Source organism: Arachnia propionica, assembly GCF_900637725.1.
Lineage (GTDB): Bacteria > Actinomycetota > Actinomycetes > Propionibacteriales > Propionibacteriaceae > Arachnia > Arachnia propionica.
Genome location: NZ_LR134406.1, coordinates 1749126 through 1764400 on the forward strand (window position 1 = coordinate 1749126; position 15275 = coordinate 1764400).

General features: G+C 67.1%; 13 protein-coding genes. All 13 read right to left on the bottom strand.

Annotation, left to right across the window (positions count from 1 at the left end):
- Positions 1–53 precede the first annotated feature (53 nt).
- Genes pyrF through alaS form a run of 13 tightly spaced genes read right to left on the bottom strand, consistent with a single transcriptional unit; the run spans position 54 to position 15250 of the window.
- On the bottom strand, positions 54–848 hold the full coding sequence (gene pyrF, locus EL272_RS07770; protein ID WP_014846643.1) for an orotidine-5'-phosphate decarboxylase: 795 nt from the start codon (positions 846–848) through the stop codon (positions 54–56).
- Positions 845–1897, bottom strand: coding sequence for a quinone-dependent dihydroorotate dehydrogenase (locus tag EL272_RS07775; RefSeq protein WP_014846644.1), 1053 nt, complete (start codon positions 1895–1897; stop codon positions 845–847). The genes pyrF and EL272_RS07775 overlap by 4 nt, the downstream gene beginning before the upstream one ends.
- The gene (carB, locus tag EL272_RS07780; RefSeq protein ID WP_061786957.1) at positions 1894–5196 is read right to left on the bottom strand and encodes a carbamoyl-phosphate synthase large subunit; all 3303 of its coding nucleotides are present in this window, start codon (positions 5194–5196) and stop codon (positions 1894–1896) included. Before carB ends, EL272_RS07775 begins: the two co-directional genes overlap by 4 nt.
- A 50-nt stretch (positions 5197–5246) precedes the next feature.
- Complete coding sequence (carA, locus tag EL272_RS07785) at positions 5247–6374, bottom strand: glutamine-hydrolyzing carbamoyl-phosphate synthase small subunit (protein ID WP_014846646.1); 1128 nt, start codon at positions 6372–6374, stop codon at positions 5247–5249.
- A 19-nt stretch (positions 6375–6393) separates the two neighbouring features.
- Positions 6394–6819: a transcription antitermination factor NusB gene (gene nusB / locus EL272_RS07790; protein WP_014846647.1), complete on the bottom strand. Its 426-nt coding sequence runs from the start codon at positions 6817–6819 to the stop codon at positions 6394–6396.
- A complete protein-coding gene (gene efp, locus EL272_RS07795) occupies positions 6812–7375 on the bottom strand; it encodes an elongation factor P (RefSeq protein WP_014846648.1) in 564 nt (187 codons plus the stop codon). Before efp ends, nusB begins: the two co-directional genes overlap by 8 nt.
- 56 nt (positions 7376–7431) lie before the next feature.
- Positions 7432–8517, bottom strand: coding sequence for a 3-dehydroquinate synthase (gene aroB / locus EL272_RS07800; protein ID WP_014846649.1), 1086 nt, complete (start codon positions 8515–8517; stop codon positions 7432–7434).
- Positions 8514–9011: a shikimate kinase gene (locus tag EL272_RS07805; protein ID WP_014846650.1), complete on the bottom strand. Its 498-nt coding sequence runs from the start codon at positions 9009–9011 to the stop codon at positions 8514–8516. The genes aroB and EL272_RS07805 overlap by 4 nt, the downstream gene beginning before the upstream one ends.
- Positions 9008–10204: a chorismate synthase gene (gene aroC, locus EL272_RS07810; RefSeq protein ID WP_014846651.1), complete on the bottom strand. Its 1197-nt coding sequence runs from the start codon at positions 10202–10204 to the stop codon at positions 9008–9010. Before aroC ends, EL272_RS07805 begins: the two co-directional genes overlap by 4 nt.
- A gap of 13 nt (positions 10205–10217) precedes the next feature.
- Positions 10218–11024 (bottom strand): shikimate dehydrogenase family protein, encoded by an 807-nt coding sequence (locus tag EL272_RS07815; protein WP_014846652.1) that lies wholly within the window; start codon positions 11022–11024, stop codon positions 10218–10220.
- On the bottom strand, positions 11021–12145 hold the full coding sequence (gene mltG / locus EL272_RS07820; protein WP_014846653.1) for an endolytic transglycosylase MltG: 1125 nt from the start codon (positions 12143–12145) through the stop codon (positions 11021–11023). Before mltG ends, EL272_RS07815 begins: the two co-directional genes overlap by 4 nt.
- Complete coding sequence (ruvX, locus tag EL272_RS07825) at positions 12142–12603, bottom strand: Holliday junction resolvase RuvX (RefSeq protein WP_014846654.1); 462 nt, start codon at positions 12601–12603, stop codon at positions 12142–12144. Before ruvX ends, mltG begins: the two co-directional genes overlap by 4 nt.
- Positions 12596–15250 (bottom strand): alanine--tRNA ligase, encoded by a 2655-nt coding sequence (gene alaS, locus EL272_RS07830; RefSeq protein WP_061786956.1) that lies wholly within the window; start codon positions 15248–15250, stop codon positions 12596–12598. Before alaS ends, ruvX begins: the two co-directional genes overlap by 8 nt.
- Positions 15251–15275: the final 25 nt, after the last annotated feature.

A 15275-nucleotide genomic window follows, 5' to 3' on the forward strand; every position in this document is an offset into this window, starting at 1 on the left:
CTTCTTGTGTTTCCGATGCTTGGAAAATCAAGAAATCGATGGCCCGGAGAGCATCACATTTTGATCAACGACACCTTCTCCAGCAGTCTCGTGGCCCGGGCATGAAGCTCGTCACGGCCACCGCCGATCACCTCACGGCTGGCGGTCGGCAGCACGTGACCCAGCGCCGGCCCGAAAGTTTCCGCCAAACCCTCGACGGTGCCACCCTGAGCGCCGATGCCGGGTGCCAGTATCGAGGCGTTGAAACCGGTGAGATCGCAGCTCGGGTCGCTGTGGGTGGCACCCACCACCAGCCCGATCGCGTGGTCCCGGCCCGGGTTCAGTCCGGTGATCTCGTCGATCACGACCTGGGCCGTGTGATGCTGGATCCTCGTTCCCTCCGGGTTGGAGGTGCGTGCCAGCACGTAAACCCCCCTGCCCTGCGCGACGGCCAGATCGATGGCGGGCAGCAACGCCCCGACCCCGAGGTAGGGGCTGAGTGTGACGGCGTCAGCAGCCAGCGGTGACCCATCCCCCAGGTAGGCGGTCGCGTACCCGGTCATGGAGGAGCCGATGTCGCCGCGTTTGACGTCCAGCAGGCTGACGGCCCCCGCCTCGCGGATGTCCGCCAACACCCGCTCCAGCACCGCGACCCCTCGGGAACCGAAGGCCTCGAAGAAGGCCGACTGCGGTTTGAAGACCGCGATCCGCTCCCCCAGCTCCTCCACGATTCCCCGGGCGCAGGCCTCGAGCCCTTTCACATCCGTCGTCAACCCCCAGGCGGCCAGGACCGATGGCATCGGGTCGATGCCGACGCAGAGATTCCCGCGTCGCGTGGTTGTCTCCGAGAGTTTTCCCGCGTAGCTCATGCGCACCTCAGGAGGTCGTTGAGGCCCCGCACTAGGGCGGGGCCGGCGTAGATGAAACCCGTGTAGATCTGGAGCAGGACGGCCCCGGCCTCGAACATCCGCATCCCGTCGCGCGGCGACATGATGCCTCCGACCCCGATCACGGGAAGGTCGGTGACGGAAACCACCCGTTCGACGAACGCCAAGGCCCTGGTGGTCAGGGGAGCTCCGCTGAGTCCCCCCTCCTCGCCGGCGAGGTGCCTGTCGTCCGCGGCCAGGCCCTCCCTGCTCAGGGTGGTGTTGGTGGCGATGATTCCCGCCGCACCGCAGTCGCGGATCACGGCGACGGTCTCGGTCAGCTGGCCGGGTTCCAGGTCGGGGGCGAGCTTCACGAAAACCGGAATGGGATCGGTTCCCTGCGAGGCCGACTCGACGATGCATCCCAGGAGTTGTTCCAGCTCCTTCGCGGCCTGGAGGGAACGCAACCCCGGGGTGTTCGGGCTGGAGACGTTCACGGCGAAGTAGTCGGCGTGGTCCCGCAGCGCATCCAGGGAGGCCAGGTAGTCCGAGGCGGCGTCCACCAGCGCGATGGCCTTGGTCTTGCCAATCGAGACCCCGAGCGGGATGCCGAGCCTGCGGTTGCCTCGCTGCACCCCGAGTTTCAGGAGTCGGTCGGCCAGGGCGTCGGCGCCGCGGTTGTTGAATCCCATCCGGTTGATGACTCCCCGCGAGGCCCGGGCCCTGAACATCCGCGGCCTAGGGTTGCCGGGCTGCGCCTGTCCCGTCACGGTTCCCAGCTCCGCGTGGCCGAAACCGAATCGTGCCCAGGCCGCGGCGGCCACCCCATCCTTGTCAAGTCCAGCGGCCACCCCGACCCGGTTCGGAAACTCGATTCCCGCGACGGTGACGGGATTGGCGACCTGGGCGGAGCGGGTGGCTGGCACGTGACCGAGCCAGGAGATCATGGCCTCGTGGATCGCCTCCGGATCGCCTCCGGCCCAGCGGAACAGGATCGGGCGCAGCAGCTTCTGGTAGGCGGCCAGCTCGGCCCGGGTGAACAGGCTCGTCATGACCGGGCCGCCCAGTCCTGGAGGGAACGGACCTCAAGGTGTCCGGCCCGTTTCGATTCGATGCTCTGCACGATCGCCGCCATCGTCGGGACCGTGGTGATGCAGGGGACGTCGGCCAGGATCGAGGCGGCGCGTATCAGGTAACCGTCCTTCCGTGGGTTCGTGTCGGCGCTGGCGCCCTGAGGGGTGTTGAAGATCAGATCGATCCCGCCGTTCTTGATCAGGTCGACGATGGAGGGGGTGTTGTCTCCCTCCACGCGCTGGCTGAGTTTCCTCACCTCCTGCACTGCGACGCCGTTGCGACGCAGCACCGAGGCGGTCCCGGAGGTCGCTAGGATCCGGAATCCCAGGTCCGCCAGGCGTTTGATGGGCCAGATGGCGTGGCGTTTGTCCCGGTTCGCGATGGAGACGAACACGGTTCCCTCGCTGGGAACCGGGAACCCGCCGGCGCTCTGGGTTTTCGCATAGGCGGTGCCGAAGCTGAGGTCGAGACCCATCACCTCGCCCGTGGAACGCATCTCGGGGCCGAGAAGGGTGTCCACGAAGGTACCTGATGCGGTGCGGAACCGGTTGAAAGGCATCACGGCCTCCTTGACGGCCACGGGGGAACCGGGACGCATGTCGGTGCCGTCCCCGGTGGGCCGCAGCAGGCCCTCGCCGCGGAGGTCCCGGATCGAGGCCCCCAGCATGATCCGGGCGGCCGCCTTGGCCAGCGAGGTGTTGGTGGCCTTGGAGACGAAAGGAACCGTCCGGGAGGCCCGCGGGTTCGCCTCCAGCACGTAGAGGATGTCCGATTGGAGGGCGTACTGGATGTTCAGCAGGCCTCGCACCCCCACTCCCTCGGCGATCAGGCGTGTGGAGTTCCGGATGCGTTCGATCATCTCGTCGCCCAGCGTGATCGGCGGCAGCGAGCAGGCGGAGTCCCCGGAATGGATCCCGGCCTCCTCGATGTGTTCCATCACCCCGCCCAGGTACAGTTCCTCGCCGTCGTACAAGGCGTCCACGTCGATTTCGACGGCGTCGTCGAGGAACCGGTCCACCAACACGGGGGCGCCGTCGCTGACTTCCGTGGCCCCGGCGATGTAGCGGTCCAGGGCGGCGGCGTCGTAGACGATCTCCATGCCGCGCCCGCCCAGCACGAAACTGGGGCGCACCAGCACCGGATAGCCGATCTCCGAGGCGACCCGTTTGGCCTCCGCCGCCGAGGCGGCCATTCCGTGTTTCGGGGCGGGCAACCCGGCGTTCGCCAGCACCCTCCCGAACGCGCCCCGGTCCTCGGCGAGGTTGATGGCCTCCGGTGAGGTGCCGACGATCGGCACCCCGGCGTTCTTCAAGGTCTGCGCGAGTTTCAGGGGGGTCTGGCCGCCGAGCTGGCAGATGACGCCCGCAACAGGGCCGGCCAGGGTCTCGGCGTGGTAGACCTCCAGGACATCCTCGGCCGTGAGCGGTTCGAAGTAGAGTCGGTCCGAGGTGTCGTAATCGGTGGAGACGGTCTCGGGGTTGCAGTTGACCATGATCGCCTCGTACCCGGCGTCGCGAAGCGCCATGGTCGCGTGCACGCAGGAATAGTCGAACTCGATTCCCTGGCCGATCCGGTTCGGCCCGGAACCCAGGATCAGGACCGCCTGTTTGGTGCGCGCCGGCACCTCCGACTCCTCCTCGTAGGTGGAGTACAGGTAGGGAGTGAGGGCCTCGAACTCGGCGGCGCAGGTGTCGACGGCCTTGTAGACCGGGCGGATGTCCAGGGCCCACCTGAGCTGCCGGATGACACTCTCGTCGAGTCCCCTGAGCCGGCCGATCTGAACATCCGACAGGCCGTGGCGTTTCGCGTGGCGCAGCAGCTCCGGGGACAGATGGTCGGCTTCTCGCACCTCGGCGCCGACCTGCTGGATCAGGGCGATCTGATCGAGGAACCAGGGATCGATCCGGGTGGCCTCGTGGAGCTGTTCCACCGTGGCGCCCGCGTCGAGGGCGTCCATCAGTTTCAACACCCGCCCGTCGTGGGGGCGCCTCAGTTCCGTCAGCAAGGTTTCCAGATTCCCATCAGCCCTGTCGAGCCAGAACCCGGTGCCGGTCTCGGTGGAGCGCATGGCCTTGCCCAGGGCCTCGGTGAAGTTGCGGCCGATGGACATCACCTCCCCGACCGATTTCATATGGGTGGTGAGGGTGGAGTCCGCCGCCGGGAATTTCTCGAAGGCGAACCGGGGAACCTTGACCACCACGTAGTCGAGGGCGGGTTCGAAGGATGCGGGGGTGACCCGGGTGATGTCGTTGGGGATCTCGTCGAGGGTGTATCCGACCGCGACCTTGGCGGCGATCTTCGCGATCGGGAAACCGGTGGCCTTGGACGCGAGCGCAGAACTCCGCGAGACGCGGGGATTCATCTCGATCACGATCATGCGACCGTCGTCCGGGTTTATGGCGAACTGGATGTTGCAGCCGCCCGTGTCCACCCCGACCGCGCGGATGATCGCGATTCCGACGTCACGCATCCGCTGGTACTCGCGGTCCGTCAGGGTCATGGCCGGGGCCACCGTCACGGAGTCACCGGTGTGGACACCCATCGGATCGAAGTTTTCGATGGAACAGACGATGACGACGTTGTCGGCCTTGTCCCTCATGACCTCCAGTTCGTATTCCTTCCAGCCGAGGATCGACTCCTCGATCAACACCTCGGTGACGGGGCTGGCCGCCAGGCCGGTTCCCGCGATCTGCCGCAGCTCCTCCGGGTCGTGGGCGAGCCCGGAGCCGACTCCCCCCATGGTGAAGGAGGGACGCACCACCACCGGATAGCCGAGCTCGCCGGCCGCGGCCATCACCTCCTCCAGGCTGTGACAGACCCGGGACCGGGCAACCTCGGGGGCGCCCCCGGGAATGCCGGTCAGGGATTCGACGATGGCCTTGAACTGTTCCCGGTCCTCGCCGCGCTGGATCGCCTCGAAGGATGCGCCGATCAGTTCGCAGCCGTATTTCTCCAGTACACCTTTCTCGTGCAGCGCGACGGCTGTGTTGAGCGCGGTCTGGCCGCCCAGGGTCGCCAGGAGTGCGTCGGGGCGTTCCTGCGCGATGACGCGTTCCACGAACTCCGGGGTGATCGGTTCTATGTAGGTGGCGTCCGCGAAGTCGGGATCGGTCATGATCGTGGCCGGGTTCGAGTTGACCAGGACCACCCGGAATCCCTCGGCCTTCAGGACCCGGCAGGCCTGGGTGCCGGAGTAGTCGAACTCGCAGGCCTGGCCGATGATGATGGGGCCGGAGCCGATGACGAGGATCGACGAGATGTCAGTTCGACGGGGCATGGCTCTCCTGGGATGACTCGGTGGGGGTGAGGATCCGGTTCTCGTACCGCTCAGCGCGCATCCCTGCTCCTCATGAGGTCGGCGAAGCGGTCGAAGAGGTGGTTGGCGTCGTGCGGCCCTGCCGCGGCCTCCGGGTGGTACTGGACGGAGAATGCCACCAGTTTCCCGTCCCTGCGCAGTTCGAGGCCCTCGACGACGTCGTCGTTGAGGCCCGTGTGAGAGACGCTGGCCTGCCCGAACTCGGTGTCCACCACCCGGTCCAGGGGGGCATCGACGGCGAACCCGTGGTTCTGTGAGGTGATCTCGACTTTCCCGGTGGTGCGGTCCAACACCGGCTGGTTGATGCCCCGGTGTCCGAACTTCAGCTTGTAGGTGCCGAACCCGAGGGCGCGCCCGAACAGCTGGTTGCCGAAGCAGATCCCGAAGTACGGGATGCCCGCGGCGAGCACCTGCCTCAGCACGGTCACCGGGCCGTCGGCGGTGGCCGGGTCGCCGGGGCCGTTGGAGAAGAAAACCCCGTCGGGTTCCAGCGCGGCGATCTCCTCGAAACTCGTCGACGCGGGCAGGACGTGCACCTCCATGCCGCGGCCCGCCATCTGCGCCGGGGTCATGCCCTTGATGCCGAGGTCCACGGCCGCCACCGTGAAACGCCGCTCCCCCACCGCGGGAACGATCCGGGCCTCGGGTGTGGAGACTTCACCGCACAGGTCGGCGCCCGCCATCACGGGCTGCTCCAGCACCTTGGCGCGCAGCCTGTCCGGGTTCAGTTCGCGGGTCGAGATCCCGACCCGCATCGCCCCGAGGGAGCGGATGTGGCGGGTCAGGGCCCGGGTGTCGATGTCGCAGATCCCGACGATTCCTTGGTTCGCGAGTTCCGCGTCGAGGCTCCTGCGGCTGCGCCAGTTCGACGGCCGGGGCGCCGGGTCACGCACCACGTAACCCGCCACCTGGATCCGGGCCGACTCGTCGTCCTCGTCATTCCAGCCCGTGTTCCCGATGTGCGGGGCGGTGGCCAGCACCACCTGGCCCCGGTAGGAGGGATCGGTCAGGGTTTCCTGGTAGCCGGACATCCCGGTGGAGAAGACCAGCTCCCCGAAGGCCTCCCCCTCCGCTCCGAAGGATCTCCCGAAAAATGAACGCCCATCCTCTAGAACCAGCAGCGCGGGAAGGGGATTCATGTTCGCTCCAAATCGGGGGTCAGGAGTTTGTTTCTTTGATTGAAAGGGCCTTGCTGAGCAGGCCATTGAGAAAACCGGGTGAACCGTCGGTGGACAGTTCCTGCGCCAACCTCACCGCCTCGGCGATGACGACGGGCCCGGGGGTGTCGGTGTGATCCATCTCGAAGATCGCGATCCTCGCCAGGTTGCGGTCGACGGCGGGCATGCGTTCCAGGGTCCAGGATTTGTCGAGAGCGGCCGAGATGCGCGCATCGACCTCCTCCTGGTGTTCGGCCACACCGTGGACGATCCTCGTGGTCAGTTCGCGCACGGTGATCGCGGTCAAGTCCCTGGCCTCGATGAAGGTCTCGACGATACCCCGGCCCCGCAGCTCGGCGGCGTACAGGACGTCGAGGGCGACCCGCCGGGCCTTCGTCTGGGTGCCGTAGCGGACGGTCTCAGCCATTCACCCGGGATATGTAGGACCCGTCGCGGGTGTCGACCTTGATCTTCTCGCCGGTGGTGATGAACAGGGGAACCTGGATCTCCTTGCCGGTTTCCAGGGTGGCGGGTTTGGTGCCTCCGGTGGACCGGTCCCCCTGCAGGCCGGGTTCGGTGTAGGTGATCTCGAGTTCCACGCTGGCGGGCAGTTCGATGAAAAGGGGAATGCCCTCGTGCATGGCCACGGTCGCGGACTGGTTGTCGAGCAGGTAGAAACGGGCCTCACCCACCACGTCGGCGGAGATGTGGACCTGGTCGTAGGTGGTGTTGTCCATGAACACGTAGTCCTCACCGTCGAGATAGAGGTACTGCATGTCCCTGCGGTCGATGGTTGCGGTGTCCACCTTCGTGTCGGAGTTGAAGGTCTTGTCGATGATCTTGCCCGAGAGCACGTGCTTCAGTTTCGATCGCACGACGGTGTTGCCCTTGCCCGGCTTGTGGTGCTGGAACCACTGCACCTGCCACAGCTCACCGTTCAGGTCGAGCACCATTCCGTTCTTGAGATCATTGGTGGATACCACGCCTGTTGCCTTTCCGACTCTGCTTGCACGGGCCGTCGCGGAATCTTACCCGAGCCCTACCCCCGCCCGGAAACCACGGCGTAGGACTCGGCGAGTTCGCTCTCATCCGGGCTTTCCAGGATCACCGGCCGCCCCTGGGCGGCGAGTCCCACCAACCGCAGGTCGTCGCCGCGGGACTTCTTGTCCAGGTTCATGAGACGACGAAGCCCGTGCCAGGCCTCCGGATCGTGAGTGACGGGCAGGCCGAGGGCCCCGAGCAGCCGGGAATGGTCGGCGGCCAGGGCGGCGTCCAGCCCCAGCAACCGTCGGCTGACCTCCGCGATCCAGACCATGCCGATGGAAATGGCCTGGCCGTGGCGCAACCGGAAACCCTCGTGCGCCTCGATGGCGTGCCCCATCGTGTGCCCGTAGTTCAGGGCCTCCCTGCCGATGTTGCCGTCACTGGATGTGCGTTCCGTCAGATCCTCCGCAACCACCCCGGCCTTCACCGCGACGGCGCGACCGACGAGTTCCGCGAAGGTGTCCGATGTGACGTCGAGGGCGCCGCCGAGATCGGAATCCACCAGCTGCAGGATCCCGGCATCCGAGATGAAACCGCACTTGACCACCTCGGCCAGCCCGGATGCCACCTCCGTGCCGGGCAGTTCCCGCAGCAGATCGAGGTCGCAGATCACGACTCGCGGCTCGTGGAAGGCCCCGACCAGGTTTTTTCCCGTCGCCAGGTTGATGCCGGTTTTCCCCCCGACAGCCGCGTCGACCATGCCGAGCACCGTGGTCGGGATGCTGATGAAATCGACCCCGCGCAGCCAGCTGGCGGCCACGAACCCCGCGAGGTCGGTGGCAGTGCCGCCACCCAGCCCGACCACCAGGTCGCTGCGCGTGAACCCGGCCGCGGCCAGTTCGTCCCAGCATCTCTCCAGCACCGCGGGGGTTTTGGCTGCCTCGGCGTCGGGAACGGTGATCGTGGTCACCCGCCGGCCCGGGCAGTGTTTCCCAACCTGTTCCGCGAGGGCCCTCAGAGGTTCGGGGACGATCACCGCCACCCGCGCGGCGTCGCCGAGCGATTCACCGAGCCGTTCCAACGCACCGGGGGCGATGTGCACCTGGTAGGGGGCGATGCGGCTGTTCACTGGCACGATCACGGCTGTCTCCTGGTCTCGGCGAGTTCCGCGGCGATCCTCTTGGGGTTGCTCCGGTCGGTGTTTACGCGGGTGGTTGAAACCGCCTCGTAGACGGGGGTGCGTTCCCGGAGCAGCTCTATCAGCCTTCCCCGGATGTTGCCGAGCGACAGCGGCCGCACGGTGTTGAGCCCGACGCGGCGGGAGGCCTGCCGGATGGAAACCTCCAACCAGATGACGTCGTGCCCCGCCAGGGCCTCGCGGATCCGGGGATTCATGACCGCTCCCCCGCCCAGGCTCACGACCTCCCCGGTTTCCAGCAGCTCGAGGGTGGCCGATTCCTCCAGGGCACGGAAACGGGCCTCACCGTCATCCGCGAAGATCTCGGCAACGGGCTTGCCCACCACCTCCTCGATCCGGGCGTCCACGTCGACGAAGGATTTTCCCAGCAGATCCGCGAGCTCCGCCCCGACCGTGGTCTTCCCCGCGCCGGGGGCGCCGACGAGCACGATGGTCACCGCCGCACTCCCAGGCCGCGGGCGGCGACGTCGGCGAGGTAGGCGTCCCGGTTGCGGCGGGTCTCCGCTACGGAGTCCCCGCCGAATTTCTCGAGGGCAAGTTCCGCCAGTACCAGCGCGGTCACGGCCTCGGCCACCACCCCGGCTGCAGGCACCGCACACACGTCGGAGCGTTGGTGATGGGCCACCGCGGGCTTCCCCGTCGAGACATCGACGGTGCGCAGCGCCCGGGGGACGGTGGCTATCGGTTTCATCGCGGCACGCACCCGGAGCACTTCGCCGGTGGACATGCCCCCCTCCACGCCCCCCGCGTTGCGGGTGGCGCGGGTGATGCCCTTGTCGCTGGGGAGAATTTCGTCGTGGGCAGCGGAGCCGCGGCGCCTGGCCAGTTCGAAACCGTCGCCGAACTCCACCCCCTTGATGGCCTGAATGCCCATCAGGGCACCGGCGAGCCGGGAATCGAGGCGGCGATCCCCCTGGATGTGGGAACCGAGACCGGGGGGCAGACCCCACACAACCACCTCAACCACCCCGCCTAGGGTGTCACCCGCCTTGCGGCACTCCTCGACCTGCGCCGCCATGGCCGTTGCCGCCGCCGCGTCGAAGCAACGGGTGGGGTCGGCGTCGATGGCCGCGAGGTCCGCGGCCACGGGTAGATCGGTGCGTCTCGCACGGACCCCACCGAGTTCGACGACGTGGCTGACGATGCTGACTCCCAGCGCCTGGTCCAGGAAGGCCGCGGCCACCGCGCCAAGCGCCACCCGCGCCGCGGTCTCCCGGGCCGAGGCGCGTTCCAGGATGGGTCGCGCCTCGGGGAAGGCGTACTTCTGCATCCCGGCCAGGTCGGCGTGGCCTGGCCTGGGGCGGGTGAGCGGGGCGTTGCGGGCCTGGGCGGCGAGCCGCCCGGCATCCACCTCGCCGGGTGCCATCACGGTTTCCCACTTGGGCCATTCCGTGTTCCCGATCATGATGGCAATCGGGGAACCGAGGGTTTCGCCGTGCCGGAACCCGCCCAGCAGGGTCACGGAGTCCTCCTCGAATTTCATGCGCGCCCCACGCCCGGCCCCGAGGCGTCTCCTGGCCAAGGCGGCGGAGATCTCGGGTTCCCCAACGCGGACATGGGCCGGGACGCCCTCCATCGTCGCTATCAGAGCCTGGCCGTGTGACTCCCCGGCCGTTAGGTAACGCAGCATGGGGGCAATTGTGTCAGCTGCGCCGCCGGGCCTCGAGTTCGGCCGTGGCCGCGGACAGGGCCTCCTGGAAACTCAGCTCGCATCCCGTCAGGAGCCGGAACTGGTCCACGGCCTGTCCGGCCAGCAGTTCCAATCCCGTGATCACCGGCTGATCAGGATCGGCAGCACTGGCCAAGGGGGTGGGCCAGGGATCATAGACGGCATCGAACAACACCGCGGCCCGTTCCGCCCAGGAGCCGGCCCACTTCGCCGTCGCGGAGGTCGGAACGGTGCTGGCCAACAGATCGACGTCCCGGAACGAAGCGTCCATCGGCTGCGCAGTGATGTCGATCCCGAGGGAGATTCCCAGCTCACACAGCGCCGCAGCCCGGGAGGGAACCCGGGCCAGCACCGTCACTTCCCGAACCGAAAGCCCCGACAGCGCGACCAACAAGGAACGCGCGGTGGCGCCGTTGCCTACGATGACCGCCGTGGAAATGCCCTCCAGACCACGATTCCGCCAAGCCTTGATGAACCCCGGCACATCGGTGTTGTACACACGGGGTTCCTCACCCAGGAGAATCGTGTTGCCCCCTTGGACCATGAGGGAGATCGAATCCGGTTCGCCCAGCCCGAGCAGGTCCTTCTTGTGGGGTGCCGTGACGCTCAGCCCGACCCATCCGGGATCCGTCAGGGATGCGACGAACTCCGGCAGCGTTCCGGGAGCGACCCGAATCGCCTCATAGCTCCAGTCGAGGCCGTTGATCCGGTAGCCCGCGCGGTGAATCGCCGGCGACAGCGAGTGCTCCACCGGGTCCCCAATGACTGCGCAGCGTTTCACGTGCAGCGTCCTGAATGGGACTGGCACCACTGCTGAAACAGTTTCACGTTCTCCGCGTGACCTGCCTCGTCCGTCGAGTACCTGGTCTCTCCGGTGTCCAGGTCGACGGTGGTGAAGTACAAGAAATTCTCGCCGCTCGGTGCCAGAGCGGACTCGATGGCGGACTGTCCCGGGTTCGAGATCGGCGTGGGTGGTAGACCCTTGACCTTGTAGGTGTTGTAGGGCGAATCCGTTGCCCGGTCTCCCTCGGTGGTGGTGACACGGTCGAACTGCCCGATCGCGTAGTGCACCGTGGAGTCGAACTGCAGGGGCAGGTTCTTCGCCAACCGGTTGTAGACCACCTGCGCGATCCTGGGTCTGTCCTCCGCGCGTGCCGCCTCCTTCTCCACGATGGATGCGACGATCAGGACCTCGTACGGGCTTCTGCCGATGTCCTTGGCGCGGGACTCCAGGCTGATGGCGCCCGTCACCTTGTCGAACTGTTCCACCTGCTGTTTCAGGACCCCGAGCGCGGTCACCGGCTCGGCCACCTCGTAGGTTTCCGGGAAGAGGAACCCCTCCAGTTTGCCGCTGCCACCTGCCCAGCTGGGCAGTTTCAGTTCGCTGGACTTCGACGCCTCGGTCAGCTGCTCCTCGGTGAGCCCCAGTTCCTTGGTCAGGATCTCCCACTGCTGCACCTGGACCCGCCCCTCGGGGAGCGTCACCTTCAGAGCCACCTTATTGGCTGGGTCGAGCAGCATCTTCAGTGCGGTCTCGGCCGGCAGCTCGGTACGCAATCGGAAACGCCCCGCCTGGAGTTTGGAATCCGACCCCGTCTGGCGCCCGACCACCGAGCGGAAGGTGCGGGTGGACTTGATGACGCCGTTCTCCACGAGAACGTCGCCGATCTGCGTGACGGTGGCGTCCTTCGGGATCACCACGACCACCTCGTCCTTGCCCTCACCGATGTAATCGCTTTCGGTACGCCAGGAGACCCACGCCTCGTGAGCCTTGTGGACGACGAACCAGCCGCCGCCGAACAGCACCACGGCCGACAGCAGAACCGCGAACGCGCTGCGGGCGTGATATCCGATCTTGCGCCAGTCCGGTTGACCGTCGTTGTCGACGAAAGTGGGACTCACAGATCCTCCTGTTCCAGTGGTTCCCCGGCCAGCCGACCGGAGGCCGTTTCCAGATCCAGCGCGCGCTGCAGGATCTCCACGGCGGCGGCCTGATCTATGATCCGCCGTTGTTGCCGGGAGTTGCGGCCCGCTCCCCCAAGACTACGTGACGCCCCGGCGGTGCTCATCCGTTCGTCAACCAGCCTGAGCGGCACGCCTGGCACCACCGCGGCGAGCAGGGACGCCCTCTCGACCACGAACTGAGCAGCGAAGGAACGCTCCCCCGACAGGGTCAGTGGCAGCCCCACGTAGACCAGTTCGGGTTCGTACTCCTCAATCAGTTCCCTGAGTCGTTTCAGTTCCGAACCGTCCGAGCGAACCGTCTCCACGGGATAGGCGAACGATGTGCGCGGATTGCTGGCCGCGACACCTATCCTCGCCTTGCCCCAGTCGATCCCGAGGCGCCCCAGCTCAGCCACGATCGGCCAGCATCTCCTCGACCGCGGTGATCGCCTTCGGGGCCGCTGCCGGGTCGGAACCGCCGCCCTGGGCGAGGTCGTCCTTACCGCCGCCCTTGCCTCCCATGGCGCGGCAGGCCGCGGAGATCAGCTGGCCGGCGCGAACACCCAGGTCACGGGCCGCCGCGTTGGTGGCCACCACACCGGTCGCCTTTCTGCTCCCGCCGCCGAACAACGCCACGACTGCGGGTTCTGCCCCCAGTCGTTCCCGGATGTCGAGGGCGAGGGTTCGCAGGTCACCGCCGGCGATACCGGGCAGGGACTCGGCCACCAGCCTGATGTCGCCGACCCTGCGGGCCGCTGCGGCGAGTTCGCCGGATCGGGCCAGCAGTTTCTCCGCCTGTAGGGCAGCGATCTGTTTCTCCGCCGACTTCAGCTGGCCGAGCAGTTTGTCCACCCGCTCCGCGAGCTGCTCCGGTTGCACCCGGAGGCTGTCGGTGAGGGTGGCCACGAGGGCCCGTTCGGCGGCGAAACGTTCGAACGCGTCCTGGGCGACGAGGGCCTCGACGCGGCGCACCCCGGATCCGATGGAGGATTCGCTGAGCAGGTTCAGCACCCCGATCTGGGCGGTGTTGGCGACATGGGTGCCGCCGCACAGTTCCCGCGACCAAGGGCCCGCGAACTCCACCACGCGCACGATCGGCGGGTATTTCTCACCGAACATGGCCATTGCCCCCAAGGCCTTGGCCTCCTCTAGTTTCATCTGGCTGGCGGTCACGTCGAAGGAGTCCCGGATGGCCTGGTTGGCGCGTTGCTCGACCTCCAGCCGCAGGGCCTCGCTCATGCCGTGGGTCGCCGAGTAGTCGAAGCGCAGGTAGCCCGGTTTGTTGTAGGAACCGGCCTGGGTTGCGGTCTGGCCCACCAGTTCCCGCAGCGCGGCGTGAACGATGTGGGTGGCGGTGTGGGCCTGCGACGCGGCGTGCCTGGCCGCAGGATCCACGGCGGCGTGCGCCATCGCCCCCTCGCCGAGGTCACCGAGCAGCTGAACCCGGTGCACGATCAGGCCTGGAACGGGACGCTGAACATCGAGCACATCGGCGGACCAGCCGTCACCGGTGATCCGTCCCGCATCGGCGTCCTGACCGCCGGACTCGGCGTAGAAGGGAGTTTCGGCCAGCACCAGTTCGACGATCTGCCCGTCGGCGGCGGAGGTGACCACCTGGCCGCCGGAGACGATGCCGACGACCTTGGTCTCGTGTTCGAGTTCCCGGTATCCAACGAAGGGGGTTTCGCGACCCTCGCGGAGTTCCTTGTAGGCCTCGAGGCTGGCGCCCACGCCTTTCTTGGCCTTCGCGTCGGCACGGGCCCGTTCCTTCTGCTGGCGCATCAGTTCGGTGAAACGGGCACGATCCACCCCGAGTCCCGCCTCGGCGGCCATCTCGAGGGTCAGGTCGATCGGGAAACCGTAGGTGTCGTGCAACTGGAACGCCTCGTCGCCGGGCAGTTCCTTCGCCCCGGTCTGCTTGGCGCGTCCCACCGCGAGATCGAAGATCTGCGTTCCGGCGGACAGGGTGCGCCGGAACGAGACCTCCTCGTGTTCGCTGACCTCGGAGATCCTCGCCCAGGAGTCGTTTATCTCCGGGTAGGAGACGCTCATCACGTCCCGGCTGACGGGCAGCAGCTCACCGAGCACCGGGGCGTCGACGCCCAGCAGCCGCATGGCGCGAATGGAGCGGCGGAGTAGGCGCCGCAGGACATAGCCGCGGGCCTCGTTGCCGGGGGTGACGCCGTCGGTCATCAGCATCAGCGAGGAACGTATGTGGTCGGCCACCACCCGGAACCGCACGTCGTCATCCGGGTCGGCCCCGTAGGTGCGTCCCGAGAGCTCCGCCACCTTCGCGATGACCGGGTAGACCTCGTCCGTCTCGTACATGTTCGCCACGCCCTGGCGCAGGTAGGCGATGCGTTCCAGGCCGCTGCCGGTGTCGATGTTCTGCGTGGCCAAGGGCTTGACCACGTCGAATTTGTCCTTGGCGGTAACGTTGGTGATCTCCTCCTGCTGAAAGACCAGGTTCCAGATCTCCAGGAAACGGTCCTCGTCGGCCTCCGGCCCGCCGTCGGGACCGAACTCGGGTCCGCGGTCTATGTAGATCTCGGAGCAGGGGCCACCCGGGCCGGGCACCCCCATGTGCCAGTAGTTGTCCTTGAAGCCACGCTCCTGGATGCGGCAGCGCGGGACCCCGGCCTTCCGCCACAGAGATACGGTCTCCTCGTCGCCGTGCAGTGCGGTCACCCACACCTGGTCGGGCCGAAACCCGAGACCGCCGTTGGGGATCTCGGTGGTGATCAGCTCCCAGGCGTAGTTGATGGCGCCTTCCTTGAAGTAGTCGCCGAACGCGAAGTTCCCCATCATCTGGAAGAACGTGCCGTGCCGGGTGGTCCTGCCCACGTCGTCTATGTCCAGGGTGCGCACACACTTCTGAACAGAAACCGCGCGGCGGTAGGGGGTGGGTTCTTCCCCCATGAAATAGGGTTTGAAGGGCACCATCCCGGCGTTGACGAACAACAGGGTGGGGTCGTTGTAGAGAAGCGACGCGCTCGGCACGACGGTGTGGTCGTGGCGCGCGAAGAAGTCGATGAACCGGCTCCGGATCTCGGAGGTTTTCATTGGCGGGTTTTCCTTGGATTCGATG